Origin of the sequence: Corynebacterium intestinale (genome assembly GCF_023574125.1) — a bacterium.
Taxonomy (GTDB): Bacteria; Actinomycetota; Actinomycetes; order Mycobacteriales; family Mycobacteriaceae; genus Corynebacterium; species Corynebacterium hesseae.
In genome coordinates this window covers 88,413-106,170 of sequence record NZ_JAMKFF010000008.1, presented here as the reverse complement: position 1 = coordinate 106,170, position 17,758 = coordinate 88,413, and the positions used below count along the sequence as shown (strand labels likewise).

Annotated in this window: 19 protein-coding genes; 8 read left to right on the top strand and 11 right to left on the bottom strand. The window is 62.3% G+C overall.

The features are described 5' to 3' along the window. Positions 1–954 (bottom strand): exopolyphosphatase, encoded by a 954-nt coding sequence (locus M5J06_RS09530; RefSeq protein ID WP_250224519.1) that lies wholly within the window; start codon positions 952–954, stop codon positions 1–3. A 29-nt stretch (positions 955–983) separates the two neighbouring features. On the opposite strand from M5J06_RS09530, the gene cobA reads away from it, so the two are divergent. Continuing rightward, positions 984–1,712 carry a uroporphyrinogen-III C-methyltransferase gene (gene cobA, locus M5J06_RS09525; RefSeq protein WP_250224518.1) on the top strand — a complete coding sequence of 243 codons (729 nt, stop codon included), beginning with the start codon at positions 984–986 and terminating at the stop codon, positions 1,710–1,712. 22 nt (positions 1,713–1,734) lie between these two features. Here the strand turns inward: cobA and M5J06_RS09520 are convergent, their stop codons facing one another. The 4 genes from M5J06_RS09520 to M5J06_RS09505 are packed head-to-tail and all read right to left on the bottom strand — an operon-like array spanning position 1,735 to position 5,372. Next, positions 1,735–2,751: a sulfite exporter TauE/SafE family protein gene (locus M5J06_RS09520; protein ID WP_250224517.1), complete on the bottom strand. Its 1,017-nt coding sequence runs from the start codon at positions 2,749–2,751 to the stop codon at positions 1,735–1,737. Then, the gene (locus M5J06_RS09515) at positions 2,744–3,436 is read right to left on the bottom strand and encodes a sirohydrochlorin chelatase (protein WP_250224516.1); all 693 of its coding nucleotides are present in this window, start codon (positions 3,434–3,436) and stop codon (positions 2,744–2,746) included. The genes M5J06_RS09520 and M5J06_RS09515 overlap by 8 nt, the downstream gene beginning before the upstream one ends. 20 nt (positions 3,437–3,456) lie before the next feature. Continuing rightward, positions 3,457–3,705, bottom strand: coding sequence for a hypothetical protein (locus M5J06_RS09510; protein WP_250224515.1), 249 nt, complete (start codon positions 3,703–3,705; stop codon positions 3,457–3,459). After that, positions 3,702–5,372: a nitrite/sulfite reductase gene (locus tag M5J06_RS09505; protein WP_250224514.1), complete on the bottom strand. Its 1,671-nt coding sequence runs from the start codon at positions 5,370–5,372 to the stop codon at positions 3,702–3,704. Before M5J06_RS09505 ends, M5J06_RS09510 begins: the two co-directional genes overlap by 4 nt. A 229-nt stretch (positions 5,373–5,601) precedes the next feature. On the opposite strand from M5J06_RS09505, the gene M5J06_RS09500 reads away from it, so the two are divergent. The 3 genes from M5J06_RS09500 (at position 5,602) to M5J06_RS09490 (ending at position 8,434) form a co-directional block, all read left to right on the top strand. Next, positions 5,602–6,954, top strand: coding sequence for an FAD-dependent oxidoreductase (locus M5J06_RS09500; RefSeq protein WP_250224513.1), 1,353 nt, complete (start codon positions 5,602–5,604; stop codon positions 6,952–6,954). 182 nt (positions 6,955–7,136) lie between these two features. Continuing rightward, positions 7,137–7,721 carry a hypothetical protein gene (locus tag M5J06_RS09495; RefSeq protein WP_250224512.1) on the top strand — a complete coding sequence of 195 codons (585 nt, stop codon included), beginning with the start codon at positions 7,137–7,139 and terminating at the stop codon, positions 7,719–7,721. Between the two features lie 41 nt (positions 7,722–7,762). After that, the gene (locus tag M5J06_RS09490) at positions 7,763–8,434 is read left to right on the top strand and encodes a hypothetical protein (protein WP_250224511.1); all 672 of its coding nucleotides are present in this window, start codon (positions 7,763–7,765) and stop codon (positions 8,432–8,434) included. Between the two features lie 82 nt (positions 8,435–8,516). On the opposite strand, the gene M5J06_RS09485 is transcribed toward M5J06_RS09490, so the two are convergent. Genes M5J06_RS09485 through M5J06_RS09475 form a run of 3 tightly spaced genes read right to left on the bottom strand, consistent with a single transcriptional unit; the run spans position 8,517 to position 11,063 of the window. After that, positions 8,517–9,146, bottom strand: a complete 630-nt coding sequence (locus M5J06_RS09485) for a DUF2625 family protein (protein ID WP_250224510.1) — start codon at positions 9,144–9,146, stop codon at positions 8,517–8,519. A gap of 57 nt (positions 9,147–9,203) precedes the next feature. After that, positions 9,204–10,571 (bottom strand): phosphomannomutase/phosphoglucomutase, encoded by a 1,368-nt coding sequence (locus M5J06_RS09480; protein WP_070530873.1) that lies wholly within the window; start codon positions 10,569–10,571, stop codon positions 9,204–9,206. Between the two features lie 48 nt (positions 10,572–10,619). Then, positions 10,620–11,063 carry a DUF3499 domain-containing protein gene (locus M5J06_RS09475; RefSeq protein WP_083299235.1) on the bottom strand — a complete coding sequence of 148 codons (444 nt, stop codon included), beginning with the start codon at positions 11,061–11,063 and terminating at the stop codon, positions 10,620–10,622. Between the two features lie 93 nt (positions 11,064–11,156). On the opposite strand from M5J06_RS09475, the gene M5J06_RS09470 reads away from it, so the two are divergent. Beyond that, on the top strand, positions 11,157–11,627 hold the full coding sequence (locus M5J06_RS09470) for a metallopeptidase family protein (protein ID WP_070564863.1): 471 nt from the start codon (positions 11,157–11,159) through the stop codon (positions 11,625–11,627). A 127-nt stretch (positions 11,628–11,754) separates the two neighbouring features. Here M5J06_RS09470 and M5J06_RS09465 read toward each other — a convergent pair whose 3' ends face one another. From M5J06_RS09465 to M5J06_RS09455, 3 genes are all read right to left on the bottom strand, one after another. Beyond that, on the bottom strand, positions 11,755–12,003 hold the full coding sequence (locus M5J06_RS09465) for a WhiB family transcriptional regulator (RefSeq protein WP_005528147.1): 249 nt from the start codon (positions 12,001–12,003) through the stop codon (positions 11,755–11,757). A gap of 489 nt (positions 12,004–12,492) precedes the next feature. After that, positions 12,493–13,587 carry a mannose-1-phosphate guanylyltransferase gene (gene manB / locus M5J06_RS09460; RefSeq protein ID WP_250224509.1) on the bottom strand — a complete coding sequence of 365 codons (1,095 nt, stop codon included), beginning with the start codon at positions 13,585–13,587 and terminating at the stop codon, positions 12,493–12,495. A 56-nt stretch (positions 13,588–13,643) separates the two neighbouring features. Next, positions 13,644–14,519 (bottom strand): glycosyltransferase family 2 protein, encoded by an 876-nt coding sequence (locus tag M5J06_RS09455; protein WP_250224508.1) that lies wholly within the window; start codon positions 14,517–14,519, stop codon positions 13,644–13,646. A gap of 89 nt (positions 14,520–14,608) precedes the next feature. On the opposite strand from M5J06_RS09455, the gene M5J06_RS09450 reads away from it, so the two are divergent. The 3 genes from M5J06_RS09450 to M5J06_RS09440 are packed head-to-tail and all read left to right on the top strand — an operon-like array spanning position 14,609 to position 17,752. Next, on the top strand, positions 14,609–16,261 hold the full coding sequence (locus tag M5J06_RS09450) for an LCP family protein (RefSeq protein ID WP_250224507.1): 1,653 nt from the start codon (positions 14,609–14,611) through the stop codon (positions 16,259–16,261). A gap of 45 nt (positions 16,262–16,306) precedes the next feature. Beyond that, entirely contained in the window at positions 16,307–17,005 is a 699-nt protein-coding gene (locus tag M5J06_RS09445) for a TIGR03089 family protein (protein ID WP_250224506.1), read from the top strand. 24 nt (positions 17,006–17,029) lie between these two features. After that, entirely contained in the window at positions 17,030–17,752 is a 723-nt protein-coding gene (locus M5J06_RS09440; RefSeq protein ID WP_250224505.1) for a sulfite exporter TauE/SafE family protein, read from the top strand. Positions 17,753–17,758: the final 6 nt, after the last annotated feature.

The following is a 17,758-nucleotide window of genomic DNA, read 5'->3' as shown; positions in this document are numbered from 1 at the left end:
CTATTTCACGTCGTAGGCGGTCGCGGCATAACTGCGCGTAATCAACTGCAGCGCGCGGGCCAATTCCCCACAGGAGGTATCGGCGCTCGCCGCTGCGAACGAGTGGGGAAGGTTCGCCTCTTCCTGTCCCCATAAAACAACTTTCAAGGGTACCAAAGGCTCCTCCGATTCAAACGGGTCATAGAAGATGTCCGTCGGATTTGTCTGCAGAATCGGCCCTAAGCCTTCCGCGTCGACGACGGTCCCGCCTAGCCCATGGACTGCCCACAGCGCGCCCGCCATGCGGGCAACGAGAGCGTCGAGGTGCACCCGCGTGCGCTCCTCCGAGAACGCATAGGGATCGGGTCCACAGCTGTGGATGATTCGTCCGCCTTCCACAAATTCACGCAACGCGCGCCCGGGGTTCGTCGTGGAATCGCGCTGCTGTGACAGCGCTTCCAGCTCGCGGTCCACGGCATCGGCAACGTCCTCCAACCGGCGGGAGACCAACACCGGGTCTTCGCTTAACACCGCGCTCACCGCATGCACGGCTGTGATGGCGCGCACCGGTGAAATCCCTTCGGCCGTGGGAAGGGTGTCGATGACAACGGTGTCCTCAGGAGCATCCTCGATTTCATTCAGCAGAATCGTCGTCGCACCTCGGCGCGCGGCGTCGTGCAGCGCGCGCTCTGCCCATGGGCTATCCCCCGCCACCACCACGACGTCGAGGGCACCGACAAAGAGCGGCAGCGATTCGCTGACCATGATGGGAACCTCAGCGGGCTCGGCTAGGCCCACGGCGACGTGGGCAGCGGCGCGGGAAACCTGGTCAGCGGCAAGGACGACGATGCTGCGCGGGCGCAGCCCACCCAGCACGCGAGCCAGCTCCGGTACGGCGGCGGCCACCACGCGAGCTTGCGCACCTTCGTGGGCGATGTCAAAGAAGCTCACGGATTCGGGGTCATAGGAAGTCATAAGCCCGAGCATAGCTAGGATGAGTGGCCATGAGCATTCATCCGGTAGTCCTTGTCGGCGGCGGCCCTGGCGCGTGGGATCTCATCACCGTGCGCGGCATGCGGGCGCTGCAGGAAGCCGAGGTCATCGTGGCTGATCACCTCGGCCCCACCGCCCAGCTGGATAAGCTGTGTGATGTTGACGCCAAGGAGCTTATCGACGTCTCCAAGATCCCCTACCGCGCCCAAGTGGCCCAGGAGCGCATCAACGAGATCCTCATCGAGCACGCCCAGGCAGGCCGCCGCGTGGTGCGTCTGAAGGGCGGCGATCCTTATGTATTTGGTCGCGGCTTCGAAGAGCTCACCGCACTTACCGCCGCGGGTCTCCCGGTGGAGGTCATCCCCGGAGTGACCTCGGCGGTGGCCGTCCCTGCGCTGGCAGGAACGCCGGTGACCCATCGTGGTGTCGTCCATGCCTTCACGGTGGTCTCTGGGCACCTGCCGCCAGGCCACCCCAAGTCCTTGGTGGATTGGGCAGCACTAGCGCGGTCTGGAGCCACGCTTTCGGTCATCATGGGCGTGAAGAACGCGGCGGCCATTGCCACCGCGCTGATCGACGCCTCCCTCTCACCCCACACCCCCGTGCACATCATCCAGGAGGGCACCCTCGACGGTGAGCGGGCCTTCCACTGCGAGCTCGCCGAACTAGGACCCACAATGGAGGAAAACTCGGTGGCTCCACCAGCGGTCATTGTTATCGGCAAGGTCGCCGGGCTCTAATCAGCGCCAATACGGCACGTTCCTAGGATCGCGGCGAGCTCGCGCCGACGGGTTCTGAATCCTCCGCAGGAGTGCCGACCGGAAAGCCATCGCGTCCGGTCGGCTCCGTGGTTTCGACAACGCGGCTGCCGCCCCGCTGGGGCGCGGTGCTGGCACCGCTGTGCTCGTTTTCCTTGCCGCCAGCGCGGCGCGCACGGCGGGCGTTTCCCCACACAGTCACCGCCACGCCCAGAACGAGCGCGATGAACTGCACGATGAGGGTCTGCGGATGCTGCAGGGCCCACCCCAAAGCTTTGGGGATGTTGAGCGCCACGATGGCAGTTCCGACGAATCCACCGAGGAGTGTGGGATTGATGCGGGAAATGAGCCACGCCGCAACCGGCGCAGTGATCGCCCCGCCGACAAGCAGGGCCACGACCGCGGCAGCGTTGGCCACGATTTCTTCCCAGAGGCCAACGATGAAGCCTGCCGTCGCGCCAAAGGTAACAAGGAATTCTGCGGTGTTGACGGTGCCGACAATGCGCCGCGGTTGTTCGCGGCCAACCGCCATGAGCGTCGAGGTGGAAATCGGCCCCCATCCGCCGCCACCCGAGGCGTCGACGAAGCCTCCCACCACGCCGAGGCCTGCGAGGAACGGTGTCGAATGCGGGCGGGATTCCCGGGGTGCGGCGCTTGGCGTTCGCGAAAAGCGCCACACCAGATTGATCCCCAAGGCGATGAGGATGGCGGCGGTCACCGGTGCGGCGGCTTCCAAGGAAAGGTTCGACAAAACCGTCGCCCCGACGAAGGCAGACAAGCCTCCCGGCACACCGAGCTTGAGCACCGTGGGCCAATGCACGTTTCCGAAGCGCCAGTGGCTAATTCCGGAGACCAGGGTGGTGCCGAGCTCCGAGGTGTGCACCACCGCAGAGGCTGTTGCCGGCCCCAGACCAGCCAGCAACAGGATGGTGGTAGAGGTTACGCCAAAGCCCATCCCGATGCCGCCGTCGACAAGCTGCGCGGCAGCACCCGCCAGCGCGATAAGGATGAGGCTACGCATGGGCCACCTCCGCATAGCGATGGGACACAATGCCGGCGAGGGCCTCCCCTAGTGGAGGGAGCACACGCCTGGGCTGCTCGCTGGTATGGCCAGAAAACCCTTGGAGGCGCTCCAAGAGCAGGCCGGGACTCACGAAGAGCGGCACGACGACCTGCTGGCTCCCCTCCGGCCCCACGGGCCGGCGCTCGCCGCGCGTAGCAAAAGAGACCTCCGCCGCGCAGCCGGTGAGCTCGCCCACACGCCTTGCTAGGTCAGCCACCGCGGCATTGGCGCGCTCATCGGAGGAACCGACGGAATACACCACGACGGTATCCGTTCCTTCCGGCACCTGCTGCGCGAGCAGCCTTGCCATATCCTCCCCGGTGCCGAGGCCGCGTGCTTGGCGGAGGGTGACTCCGGAGGCCGCGGAGGCCTGGGCCAGTGCAGCGGGGACGTCGACGCGCTGGTGGTAGCCCTCTGTAAAAAGCAAGGGCACAACAATCGCCTCGCGCACGCCTTGTTCAGCAAGGTTGTGCGCGGCCTCTTCGAGGGGAGGATCGTTGAACTCGAGGTGCGCGGCGGTGGCTGGCGCACCGGCAAGCTCGCCGGCAGCGCGGGTCAGGGCCGCCACGCTCGCTGCGGCCGCGGGATGGCGCGAGCCGTGCGAGAGGGTCAGCAGTGCGGTGGTGGAATTCGGGGCTGTCATGACTGGGCGGTGTCCTTTTCCTAGGCGGTGGCGGTGGAGTGGCCGCGGCGAGCGAGGGAGCGCTGCAAAGCCTCCGTTGAGGACACCGCCGGCGCGGGCGCTACGGGGGCATCATCTTGGCCATGGAAACGCACGGAAAAGATCCGGAGGCACTCTTCGCACTTCCACGCGAAGTCATCTTCTTCATCGGGAAACAGATTCGTCCCCGCGCAATAGGGGCAATAAGCGGGATGATTGCGGTTCGGGTTCGGTTGGCGGCGGAAATTCATTGCAAGTCCTCCTCGTCCGCGCGCAACACCCAGTGGCGGAACTGCTCGCCGTCTTCGCGCTGCTCCTTGTATTTATTGACCAGGCGGATGACATAGTCGGGGACTTCATCAGCCACCACCTTGTGCCCGCGCAGCTTGCGGCCCCAGTCCGGGGATAGGCCGAGGGCACCGCCGAGGTGGACCTGGAATCCTTCGACGCGATTGCCGTCGGCATCGGTCACGATCTGTCCTTTAAGTCCGATGTCAGATACCTGCGAGCGCGCGCAGGCATTGGGGCAGCCGTTGAGGGCGATGGACAGCGGCACGTCGAGGTCACCGAGGGTATCTTCCAGGATGTCGACGAGCTCGATGGCGCGGGCCTTGGTGGTCACGTGGGCGAGCTTACAAAATTCCAGGCCGGTGCAGGAGATGACGCCGCGGCGGAACTCCGAGGGCTGGGAGTACAAGCCCGTCTCATCCAAAGCGCGGGACAGGGCGGGGACATCCTCTTCCTCAACGTCGAGGAAGAGAAGCTCCTTCATCGGGGTGGTACGGATGCGGCTAATGCCGAACTTCTCCGCCACGTCGGCGATGGCGATGAGCTGCTCGCCGGTGGCATGCCCCACGGTGGGCTTGACGCCCACGTAGAACTTGCCGTCCCGCTGGCGGTGCACGCCGAGGTGATCGCGGTTGCCGGGGGCGATGGGGAGCGGGAGGCCGTCGAGAAGCGGCGCGTCCAGATACTCCTCTTCTAGGACCCTGCGGAACTTCTCAATGCCCCACTGCGCCACGAGGAACTTCAGGCGCGCGCGGTTGCGGTTGCGGCGGAAGCCATAGTCACGGAAGATGCGCGCAACACCGGCCCACACCTCCGGGACGCGCTCAAGCGGGATCCACGCGCCGAGGGATTGCGAGAGCATCGGGTTGGTGGACAGACCGCCACCCACGAAGCAATCGAAGCCCGGCCCGTACTCAGGGTGCTCGGTGCCAACAAAAGCGATGTCCTGGATTTCGTGCGTGACATCTTGCCGGGAGTTGCCGGAAATGGCGGTCTTGAACTTGCGCGGAAGGTTGTGAAACTCCTCGCGCGGGAGATAGCTGTTCTTAATCTCCTCGATGGCCGGGGTGGCGTCGATAATCTCGTCGGCCGCCACACCCGCTACCGGTGAGCCTAGGATGACGCGGGGCACGTCGCCGCAGCCCAGCAAGGTATCCAAGCCGACAGAGCGCAGCTTCTCCCAGATGGCGGGAACGTTTTCAATCTCAATCCAGTGCAGCTGGATGTTCTGGCGGTCCGTAAAGTCCGCGGTGGAACGGGCATAATCGCGGGAAATCTCTCCTACCGCGCGCAGCTTGGCAGGATCCGCGCGGCCTCCGTCGAAGCGCACGCGCATCATGAAGTACTCATCCTGCAGCTCGGCGTTGGTGAGCTTGGAGGTCATCTCACCGCCCAGGTTCTGGTTGCGCTGGGTATACAGGCCCAACCACTTGAAGCGCGGGGCAAGATCCTCGGCGGGGATGGAGGAGAAGCCCTGCTTCGAGTAGATATCGATGACGCGCTGGCGCACGGCGAGGGCGTCGTCGGCCTGCTTAATCTCCTCGTCAGCGTTAAGCGGGGCGGTGCCGTCGATCTTCCACTGGCCTTCCGGTTTCTTCGTGCGTGGCTTTCGCTGTGTGGCGGTGGTCATAATCTGCTGCCTTTCGTCGGTTACTGAAAACCTACCGGTCTAGCTAAAACAGACAAAGCAGTCTTTTTTATTTTCTCCCGAATATGCAAAGCACGCTGGGTTTATGCCACAATGTTCTCCGAATGTAATTAGGCCCAGTTGCCCTACAGCAGACAAGCCGGTTCAATGAAACCCACGCTTGTTTAGACCTAAGCTTTCGTTAGTTACTACAACATTCCGAAAGGCCATCATGACCCAGCAGCCCCTGAAAGTAGCCGTCATCGGCGCCGGCCCAGCCGGCATTTACGCCTCCGACATCCTGGTGAAGAAGACCGGCGGCAACGTTCAGATCGATCTCATCGAGCAGATGCCAGCCCCCTTCGGGCTCATCCGCTACGGTGTGGCTCCAGACCACCCGCGCATTAAGGGAATCGTCAACTCCCTGCACCGAGTGCTCGACACCGAACAGATCCGCCTTCTGTCCAACATCACTGTGGGCCGCGATGTCACCGTCTCTGAACTCGAGGAATACTACGACGCCGTCGTCTTCGCCACCGGCGCCGTTGGTGACCGGGGCATGCAGATCCCGGGCTCCGATCTCGAGGGCGTCCACGGCGCCGGCGAATTCGTCGGCTTCTACGACGGCAACCCACGCTTCGAGCGCTCCTGGGATCTCTCTGCCACCGACGTCGCGGTGATTGGCGTGGGCAACGTGGGCCTCGACGTGGCCCGCATCCTGGCCAAGACTGGCGATGAGCTTAAGGAAGCCACCGAGATCCCCGATAACGTCTACGAGTCCCTGGCTAAGAACCAGGCCACCACCGTGCGCGTCTTCGGCCGCCGCGGCCCGGCACAGGCTAAGTTCACCCCGCTGGAGCTTAAGGAGCTCGACCACTCCCCCACCATCAACGTGGTGGTGGACCCAGAGGACATCGACTACGACGAGGCCTCCCTCAAGGCCCGCGAAGAGGCCAAGTCCTGCGATCTGGTCTGCCAGACCTTGGAGGGCTACGCCATCCGCGAGCCCAAGGAAGCTCCGCACACCCTGCAGATCCACCTCTTCGAGCAGCCGGTGGAGTTCATCGGTGAGAACGGCAAGGTCACGGCAGTGAAGACTGAGCGCACCGCCCTCAACGGCGATGGCTCCGTCACCGGCACCGGCAAGTTCACCGAGTGGCCGGCACAGGCCGTCTACCTGGCCGTGGGGTACCGCTCCGATGCCATCGAGGGCGTTCCCTTCAACAAGCAGAAGAACGTCATCAATAACGACGGCGGCCACGTTGTCGACCTCGACGGTGACGTCGTGCCGGGCCTCTACACCACCGGCTGGATCAAGCGCGGTCCGGTGGGGCTCATCGGCAACACCAAGTCCGATGCCACGGAGACCATTGGCATGCTGCTTGCCGACGCCGATGCGGGCAACCTCTCCCACTCCCGCGAGGAGGACATCGTGGAACTCTTCAAGTCCAAGGGTCTGGAGCACCTGACCTGGGAGGGCTGGAAGAAGCTCGACGCCGCCGAGCGCGCACTGGGTGAGGCAGAGGGCCGCGAGCGCAAGAAGTTCGTCGAGTGGGAAGAGATGGTCACCCACTCGCGCGACTAAGGCGCACGCGCCGAGCACCTAACCGTGCATGTCTAAGACAAACACAGCGGGCGCGGGGAGGAAGCACACACGCTTCTCCCTGCGCCCGCTGTGCGTTTCGGGAGGCCCGTGCAGCCAATCATTACGATGGTGGCGCACGCGTCCTTAGAATGGAGCCCACCCTCATCCAAGGCGGATAAGATTTGACTTTCGAGATTGCATATAACCAGCCCACAGCGTTTTTCTGGCAAGACCTTGAATCCACCATCGCCACAGTCAAAAGCGACTTTGATCCGCTTTTCCTCAACTTCGTTGAAATTGACAAACCCACTAAGCCACTATCAAATCTCGATCGAGTCTGGATCTTCCAAGAACAAAACGGAATAACCGCGGTGAGCTATTCGCTCAACGAGTCAGATCGCCTTTTCCAGCTCCTCATTCACGTCCATGAAGAACTCGAACATCCGCCCCTAGGGATGGCGATTACGAAGACCGAGGTTTCCCAGCAATGGGTACTCATTACTTACTCGAATCAGCTAGATGCAATGACGCGTTCCTACTCCCAACATTGGCTCGGGAAAAAGACCACCGAAGAATCAATGGCTCCCGACTTTCCAGTAAAAGCTCAAGATATGAACGAACAGCGCCTTCTCGAATTCCTTGAAGAAAACGGCCTCGACGTTGCCATGTCTTCAGCTTCACCAAGAAATGCCCGATATTTCCTCGTCACAAACCGAGAACCGACTCTAGAGGAGTGGGAGGAATACTACTCCCGCATGGGAAACTGAGTTACTCTACAACCAACAATGGCACCAGCGACGGAGCAACAATGAGCACAGAACGAGTAATCATCCACCTCCCAACCACTCCAGCCGCGCCAGATGAGATCTATAATCTTGTGATCTCCGCTAGCCAGGCAGAAAACCACTTCTCGCAACAAGCTCTGCAGCTCTACCAATACCTCACCAAAGTATTAGCGCCACACAAGATAGCTGTGGAGCTCACCGGATCAAATTGCCTTGCCATCAGCGATTTCGACGACCACATCGCCCAGTTACTCCTATCCGTCAGCCCCATGCTTTCCTACTTCACAACGTTCACCGTCCTCGAGAACGAGCAGTTGGTGTGGACATTTGGTGATGAAAACTCAAACTTCACCACCGAAACGATGGAGTACCAAGCGCCTTGGGCTAGTCTCCGCAGCATTCCTTACTGGATTGATTACATCACTACAAATGCTTGGTCACTAGCGAACCTCAATGTGGGAACCGATCCGCGGGATTTCCTGATCATCAGTGACAACACCAAAATTGAGCATTACATCCAGTGTTACTTCAGCCCAGACAGCAACAACTACCGCGTAGAAATGCGCCTCGGCGATGCTCTGCACCACTACTGGTGCGATAAGAACGACGCCGCAAGTGTTATCCAAGAACTCTCCACCTGGATGTCTGCCCCCAACCACTCCACCGCTGGGTGGAACAAACTAGACATTTCATAGCTCACGTCTCAAGGTTGCGCGTCTGGTGAAGGCAGTTTGAGTAAATTGAGCTGACCCGTGGCCACTCCTAGGCGGTGCAGTGCTACTTGGTGCCCAGCAGTTCCTGGATGCTGACGACCGACTTCGTCGCCTTGCTCACGTCGCTGCCCTCGACAGAGGAGGGCGGCGGGTACAGGAAAATGCCCTGCGTGAGCGCCAAGGACGCCACATCGTCCTGCCAGCCCGGCCAGCGCAGCCCCTCAAAGACCACATCGAGGCCACCACCCAGCGCAGCAAGAAGGAAAGCCGAGTAGCCGCCACCAAGCCTGTCCCATGTGAGGGTGTCCGGCCCGAAATAGCAAACCTCGCCGGGCGCAACACCCAGCGCACCGCCGTCAATGGCGAATAGACCGCCGAGGACGTCGTGCCCGACAATCAGCTCGCCGGGCGGCGCCGACATGTCGCCTCCCAACCCGTTGGCTTCGGCAATGCTCGGCAAGTGTTCGCTGCCGCCGCCGTACAAACGTATCCAGCCGTGGTCGACGACAATGCCGCCGGTGTGCAAAGCGACAGCTCCCATCGTCGACGCGGCGGTAACCTGCAGCTCCCACAGCGAGCGCCGCCCTCGCTCTGAGTCAATGGGCAGCACGACTGCATCAGATTCGGCCAGCGGCTTCTGCAGGTGGGGCCAGGCCGGTTCGTCGACGGCAATGAGACTTTCGATGTCACGCACGGAGGCTCCTTCGCTTGTCATGTTCATGCCTTCAGCTGGAGGGGCGGCGGCGGTTTTCTAGGCGCGGATGATGCCGAGGACCTCGTCGACGATGGCCTGCACCTCGTCGGCAGTCTTGGCCTCAACGTTGAGGCGCAACAGCGGCTCAGTGTTGGAGGCGCGAACGTTGAACCAGGCATCGGTGCCCTTCAGCTGTACGGTAACGCCATCGAGCTCGTCGACGGACTCAATCTTGTCCGCCAACTCATCGAGCACACGCTGCGTCGTAGCCTTCTGGTCATCCACGGTGGAGTTGATCTCACCCGAGGCCTCGTAGCGCGAGTACTGCGCCATGAGCTCGCTCAGCGGCTTGTCCTGCTCACCCAGAGCAGCCAGCACGTGCATGGCAGCGAGCATGCCGGAGTCCGCGTTCCAGAACTCCTGGAAGTAGTAGTGCGCGGAGTGCTCGCCACCAAAGACCGCCTTCTCCTTGGCCATCTGGGCCTTGATGAAGGAGTGACCCACGCGGGTACGCACGGCCTTGCCGCCCTTCTCCGCGATGAGCTCCGGAACGGTCTTGGACGTAATCAGGTTATGGATGACGGTGGCACCAGGGAACTTGTCCAGGTAGCGCTCCGCCACCAGCGCACAAATAGCAGAAGGCGAGACCGGCTGGCCCTTCTCATCCACCACGAAGCAGCGATCCGCATCGCCGTCGAAAGCAAGGCCGATATCCGCCTTCTGTTCGACGGTGAACTTCTGCAGGTCCACCAAGTTCTTCGGATCCAGCGGGTTAGCCTCGTGGTTGGGGAAGGTGCCGTCGAGCTCAAAGTAGAGATCCCGAACGTCGAAAGGCAGGCCCTCAAAAACCGCCGGGACGGTGTGGCCACCCATGCCATTCGCGGCGTCGACAGCCACGACCAATGGGCGGGAGTTCTCCAGCGGCACCAGGCCGCGAAGGAATGCCGCGTAGTCCGGAAGAACCTCACGCTCAGTGACGGTGCCCGGCTCACCGTCGAAGGCCGGGGTGCCGTCGATCAGCATGTCCTTGATCTGCTCCAGCCCCGTCTCCTGCCCCACCGGAACAGCGCCCGCGCGGCAGAGCTTGATGCCGTTGTACTTAGCCGGGTTGTGGGAGGCGGTGAACATAGCGCCCGCGCAATTGAGGTGGCCGGCGGCAAAGTACAGCTCATCGGTGGACGTGAGGCCGAGCTGGATAACATCAAGGCCCTGCGCGGCAGCGCCCTCAGCAAAGGCGGCTGCCAGCTGCGGGGAGGACGGACGCATGTCGTGGCCCACTGCCACGGTGGTCTCCCCTTCCCCGCGGAGGATGGCGGCGTAGGCCGCGCCAGTATCGCGCACGAGGGTTTCGTCGATGTCCTCACCCACGACGCCACGGACGTCATAGGCCTTGATCACTGCATTGAGCTGTTCACGAGTTCGCATAGCCCACAAGCATACCCCCGTCAGTCGCGGTAATCCGCGTGCGACGAACTAGTCGGCGTCCGGAACCACCGTCAGGTGAGCGCGGCGGCGCTGGCGGGCATCGTGGACGCGGCGGGTTCGGAACACGGGGTGGTTCGAATTCCGCGGATCCGCGCCGTCGAAAGTAGCGGAATAGTCAATGGGATCGGCGCCGGAACCAGCAGTGGAATCATCCACCAGGCCAGTGGTCACGCGCCCAGCCTCACGGACCGCCTCGGCGAGAGCTGTAAGGTCATCATCCTCATCGAGCTCGATGCGGTCAACGCGCACCATTTCCCATCCTTGCGGGGCGGTAATTCGTGCGCTGTGCTTTTCGCACAGATCCCAAGCGTGGGGATCGGTTTCTTCGGAGAGCGGGCCCACGACGGCGGTTTGCTGCGCATAGGCGTAGGTCAACGTCGCCACGGCGGGACGGCCGCAGCCGGGGCGGGAGCAATGGCGAGAGCTATTCACGGGCCCAAGTCTAAACCCTAACTTGAGATTTAGATAGTTCAGCGCGGCGCGTCTCGCCACGAGCCCGCCTCGATGCGGCTTAGACTAAGCCGCATGACCACGCCTCGCCCGCATATTCGCCCGGCCCGCCACCGCCATGGCCGTGGTGCCCGCGGGCCGCTGTTGCCGCAGAATACGCCGCGCTACCGCAGCAGCGCCGAGCGCTTCGACATGGCCGTGCTCGAGGCCTACTCCCCCATTCACAATGCCTTTGCCGAGCAGCTCACCGGGCTCGATCTCGCCGTTGATACCGTGCCCCGCATGCGCCTCTCAGTTGATATGACTGTGTTGCCGGATGAAATCATCGCGGATGGCCCCGTTCCGCTCGGGCGCATTGTCCCGGCGGGCGTTGATTCCGAAGGGCAGCCCACGCGCGCCCGGCTAGTCATTTTCCGCATGCCCGTGGAGGAGCGCGTGCACTCCGCGCAGGAGCGTGAAGAGCTACTGTCCACGGTGCTAACCGCTCTGGTGGCCAATTACCTCAACGTCGATCCCGGTGATATCGATCCGCGTTTTACTTGGTAAAGGCTAGGGGTGCGGAGCGACCCTGCCCTAAAACCACTACTCCCCTCACCGCCGAGACCCGAGCCGAATGACATAGGACTGTGCAGTGAGGGGGAGTACTGGTGCTGGTTAGTAGCTGCTTTGAGCTCTAACCAATCTCACGCTTGAGGCGGCGACGCTCACGGTCCGAAAGCCCGCCCCAGATGCCGAAGCGCTCGTCATGCTCCAAGGCATACTCGAGGCATTCATCGCGCACCGCGCAGGCCTGGCAGATGCGCTTGGCCTCGCGGGTAGATCCTCCCTTTTCCGGGAAGAATGCTTCTGGATCCGTCTGGGCGCACAGCGCCTGGTCTTGCCACTCCTGCTCGACGGCACCAAAGAGTTCATCGAGCGACATCTCTGCAGCAGCACCGCCACGGAGAATAGCGCTGTTATTCGTTGTATTGTCCACGCCGCTTCCTTTCTCCGAGGTCGTTTCTCTCTTGATTCGATGACACCGACCCTACACCGAAAAGATTTTTCGGTGCCGTGCCCGCCGTGCCGTTGATTACACTGATGTCATTTCACACCGAATCACTAAATATCGTCAACCTGTCGCGGGAGATTTTTCGGCGGCTCCAGCGAAAACGCTGTACAGCATCCCCAACTTTCACATCCGTCACAGATTACCTATCTAGGGGGCAATCATCGGGGGTACTACATGTAGTGGCCGCCCCCAACCCTGTGAACAATTCTAAGGTTGCTTCGGCGTGTCGCCACCCAGTTGGGCAAAACACATGGATCTCATTCGCACCATGAAAACCATGCGTCACGCCCAAAAGATACGGAAAGCACCGAGAAGGTTCCTTCCTTCCCGGTGCCTTTTCTTCTTTTTACGGCGCAGCGCTTAGGCGTCGGAGCTGAAACGCACGCCAGCGTCCGGAATGCTCACACCCGGGAAGACGCGCATGCCGCCCTGCAGTTCGCAGCGCGCGCCAATGGTGGCGCCTTCACCAATAACGCAGCCATCGATATGCGCGTTGGCACCGATGTGCGCGCCCGAGGCAATGATGGAGTTATTAATGATGGCACCCGGTTCAATGGTCACGCCGTCAAAGACCACCGTGCCGTCCAAACGCGAACCCGCCCCAATGACAGACCCGCGGCCCACAGCCGTACCCGACAGCAACAGCACGCCACCGGCAATACCCGCGGACTCATCCACCACGGACTCGCCCGTGCGGCCCACCAGCAACGGTGAATGCGCAATGCCGCGCACCAGATCGGAGGAACCGCGGACGAAATCATCCGGGCGGCCCATGTCGCGCCAATAGGAGTTGTCCACGTGCCCAACCACTAGGCGGCCGGACTCCAGCAGCTGCGGGAAGGTCTCGCGCTCCACGGAAACCACACGGCCCTCCGGGATGGTCGCAATAACATCCTTCTTAAACACGTAGCAGCCAGCGTTAATCTGGTTCGTCGGCGGATCCTCGGTCTTCTCCAAGAAAGCGGTCACCCGCCCGTTGGAATCCGTCGGGACGCAGCCAAACGCGCGGGGATCGGCAACGTTGAGCAGGTGCATCGTCACGTCGGCATCCTTCGAGTGGTGAGTATCGAGGATGCCGTTGAGGTCCATACCGGACAAAACGTCACCGTTGAACACCATGACCGTATCCTGGCGCAGCTTGTCGTAGACATTGCGGATACCGCCGCCCGTACCCAGCGCGGTTTCCTCCACGACGTACTCGATCTCCAGACCCAGATCTGAGCCGTCCCCGAAGTACTCCTCAAAAACCTCCGCCTTATACGAGGTGGAGAGCACCACGTGCTCAATCCCCGCGTCCTTGATGCGGGCGAGGAGGTGCTGAAGGAATGGGTAGTTGGCCGTGGGCAGCATCGGCTTCGGTGTGCCAATCGTCAGCGGGCGCAGGCGAGTGCCGCGACCTCCCACCAGAATGACGGCATCGGCCGTCGATCCCCACTGGGGCGCTGATTCAGTCATATCGTTCCTTAATCTCTTTTCAGATAAGCCACCGTTAGTGTATAGGCGCACCTAGCTCAGGAGCCGTCGCGGCACGCGCTTAATACCAGCCCACGTACTCGCAGCCCCAGCCACAAGGCCACGCGCAGGGGCGCTTGGTACCAGTGCGGGTGCCTGTCCGCCTGGAAGCGATAGGCCGAATCATGGTGCGCGCGCAGCATTGCGCCGCGGTGCGCCTGCGTCGAATGGCCTTTGGCGTGGGTAATCACCGCCGTGGGGCAGAAGATATTGTGCCAGCCGGCGCGGACGAAGCGGTCACCTAAGTCCACGTCCTCCAAATACATGAAGTAACGCTCATCAAAGCCGCCAATCTGTTCAAAAGCCTCCCAGCGCACCAGCAGGCAGGAGCCGGACAACCACCCGGCGGGGCGCTCGCTGTCCATATCGGCGTCATCGCGGTAGGCGCGCGACCACGGGTTGGAGGGCCAGATCGTTCCGAACAGCGCATGGCCAATTCCCGTGAGCAACGTCGGCACTGCGCGCGCCGAAGGATAGTTACTGCCATCCGGCTCCACGATGCGCGGCCCCACCGCCGCGGCATCCGGGTGGCGGCGCGCGCACGCGATCAGCTCATCCAGGGAGCCTTCGCTAAAGGTCACGTCTGGGTTGGCGATGAGGAAAAATTCGTCATCGACCCCACGCGCACGCACAAAGCGCGCGCCGGCGTTCATCCCCGCGCCGTAACCGATGTTGCCGCCGGTATCGAGGAATTCCACGTCCACGTGTTCCCGCGCGGCGGCTTCCGGCACCCCGTCGGTCGAGCCGTTGTCGGCAAGGATGGTGAGGGTAGGGCGGGACGTCGCCAAGCGCAGCGATGCCAAGAAGTCGCTGAGGTAACGGCCGGGAGAAAAGGTCACGGTGACCACGGCCAGGGGTTTCTGTAAATTCTTCACGATGAATCTGAGCGTACCCAACGCCAACGCGCGCACGCGCCCGCGACACTGCTTCACGTTTTTGCAGCGAGCTCACCTAAACTAGTCCCGTGACTTCCCCGAATTCCCCGCGCGCCGCCCGCCATATCCAGGCCGCGCCCTCGCAGTCCGCGCCCACCGCCCAACGAGGATCGACGCCGGTGAAAGCCATAGTCGCTTTCTTGTCCGCCGTCGTCCTCGTGGTCTCCGGCGTGGGTTACTTCACCGTGGGCAAGCTGGGAAATGACATCTCCTCTGCGTCGAACCTGGCGCTGGGCAACCAGGGCGGTTTCAAGGACAGCAGTCTCGATGGCGCGGTCGACATCTTGCTCGTAGGCAAGGACTCCCGCACCGATGCCAAGGGGAATCCGCTTTCAGAACAGGAGCTGGCAGATTTGCATGCCGGTGTGGACGAAGGAGAGGAAAACACGGACACCATCATGGTGATCCGTATCCCGAACGATGGCTCGCGCGCGACTGCCGTGTCCATCCCGCGCGATACCTATGTCCACGACAGCGAGTTCGGAAACACCAAGATCAATGCCGTCTTCGCGCTCCACAAGTCCGCCAAGATGGAGGAGCTCCAGCAGGAGAACGCGGAAGCTGAGGCAGCAGGTAAGAAGCCTCCCCACACGGAGAAGGAGATGGAGAAGGAGAGCACGGAGGCCGGCCGTGCGGGTCTCATCTCGATGGTGCGCACGCTCACGGATGTCAGCGTTGATCACTACGCTGAGGTGGGGCTCTTGGGCTTCGTGCTACTTACCGACGCCGTCGGGGGCGTCGATGTCTGCCTCAACAATGACGTGGATGATCCGATGTCCGGTGCAAAGTTCCCGAAGGGGCGCCAGACCCTCAAGGGCTCCGAGGGCTTGTCCTTCGTGCGCCAGCGCTATGACCTGCCGCGCGGCGACCTTGACCGCATCGTGCGCCAGCAGGCCTACATGGCATCGCTGACCTCGAAGGTTTTGGATTCGGGAACGCTGACGTCCCCGGGCAAGCTCAACAAGATCGCCGATGCCGTGGAGCGCTCCGTGGTCATCGATGATGACTGGGACATCATGGGATTCGTCACCCAGCTGGCCGGGCTGGCCGGCGGCAACGTGACCTTTACGACGATCCCGGTGACCTCCATTACCGGCGTGGGCGATTATGGCGAATCGGTGGTGACCATCGATACCGCGGAGGTCCACCGTTTCATGGATGATTTGGCCAAGTCCCAAGAGAAGGCTGAGGAAGAAAAGAAGTCTGAGGATGCCCCAACCGACCAGGAAGGCGAAGACGGCGAAAAGCCCGTGGCCGAGGACCTCAACCTCCACGTCCTCAACGCCGGCACCGTCGACGGCATGGCCGGCGGAATCGGTGCGTGGTTGAAGAACGTGGGCTACACCGTTGAGCGCACCGCCAACGCGCAGTCGGGCCTGTATACCGAGTCCCAGATTGTGGCCGCGGATGCCAACGATGAGCGCGCCCAGGCCTTGGCTGAGCAGCTCGGCGGCCTGCCGGTCACGGCCAACGAGGAGCTCGAGCCGGATACCTTCATCGTGGTGGCTACGGATGATTACTCTGGCCCGAAGGATGACTCCGCGCAGGAAGAGGAGGCTTCCGCCGAGACGAGCGAAGGCGGCGACACCCAGCAGGTGGGTACTCCGGGCGATGACTTCGGTACCGCGGAGGTGGCACCGGAAATCGACGCCGGCGGCGACGGCCCGCGCTGCGTGAATTAACAGCGTCGTGGCGGGCTGAGCGCCCGCCACCTACGATGGGCGGACATGGAACTCCTTCAGCATCTCTTGACCGCCGATGCCTCCGCTCCCCGCCTCAGCGTCTACAACGAAGCTGACGGCACCCGCATGGACTTCTCGGCGCAGACGCTGGAGAACTGGACCTCCAAGATTGCCAACATGCTGCTGGAAGAGCTCGACCTTGAGCCCGGCACCGATTCCCGCATCCTCATCGGCCTTCCGGTGTCGTGGCAGGCAGCGGTCATTGCGCTTGGGGCACTAGCCGCGGGCATCCCCTTTGACATTACGGATGGTGCGGCTGCCACAGAGCCGCACGCCGATGATGTCGCCGTAGTTTTCACCTCCCCGGAGTCCTACCTCGAGGCCACCGCCGACTCGGCTTCTACCCCACTGGTCGACACGGTGCTGGTCACACAGGATCCTTTTGGCCGCGGCGTGGTTGAAAGCGGCGGCGAGTTGCCGCTCGGCACCATCGACTTCGGCCCCACGGTGCGCTTTTATGGCGATCACTTCTATGGTTCTACCACTCCGCTTCCGGAGCTTTTCCCCACGGATTTGGGCGCTGAGCGCGTGTTGTCTCCAGGGTGGAGCGACACCGCCTCCTTCCAACGTGCTGTGTTAGAGCCACTGGCTGCGGGTGGCTCGGCCGTCATCGTGTCCGGATTGTGCTCGGCGGACCGCTTGGAGGAAATCGCGGCCAACGAGAAGGTCACTGTCCGCGCTTAAAGCTTGTCGTGAGATAGTAGAGCGATGTTCAGCTGGCTCTACGTCTTCATCGGTCTGCTCATCCTCGTGGGCACAATCTGCCAGGGAACCATCGGATTCGGCCTAGGCACCATCGCCACCCCAATCTTGGCGCTGATTAAGCCGGAGCTCGTTCCCACGCTCATCTTGTTGCTGGCCTTCGTCATTTCAACCACGACAATGCTCAAGTCACGCTCAGCGGTGTCGTGGGACATCGTGGCCATTTCCTCCATTGCGCGAATACCCGGCTCCCTGCTCGGTGCATGGGCCATTGCCTCCCTCTCCCACCGCGGGCTCTCCCTTTTCATCGGCTGCGCCGTCATCTTTGCCATGACCTTGTCCAGCCTCGGCTGGTCGCCGAAGCGAACCACCACCAACATCGCGGTGGCGGGCGTTGCCTCTGGGTTCCTGGGTACGTCCACCTCCATCGTTGGTCCGCCGATGGCGTTGGTCTTAAAGGGCTACGACCCCGCCCGCATACGCGGCACCCTGTCGGGCACGTTCATCATTGGCTGCGCCATCTCGCTGGCGATCTTGGCCTTAAGCGGGCAAATCACCAGCCTGCAGCTCACCGCGGCCGCGGCCTACCTTCCGGTAGCCATCGTAGGCCTCATCGCTGCCGGATACCTCAACCGATTCATCAACGCCACGGTGCTCAACCGCATCGTCATCATCGTGGCCATCAGCGCGGCTGTGGCGCTCATTGTTGAGGGGCTGGTTGCTGCCTAGCGTCCG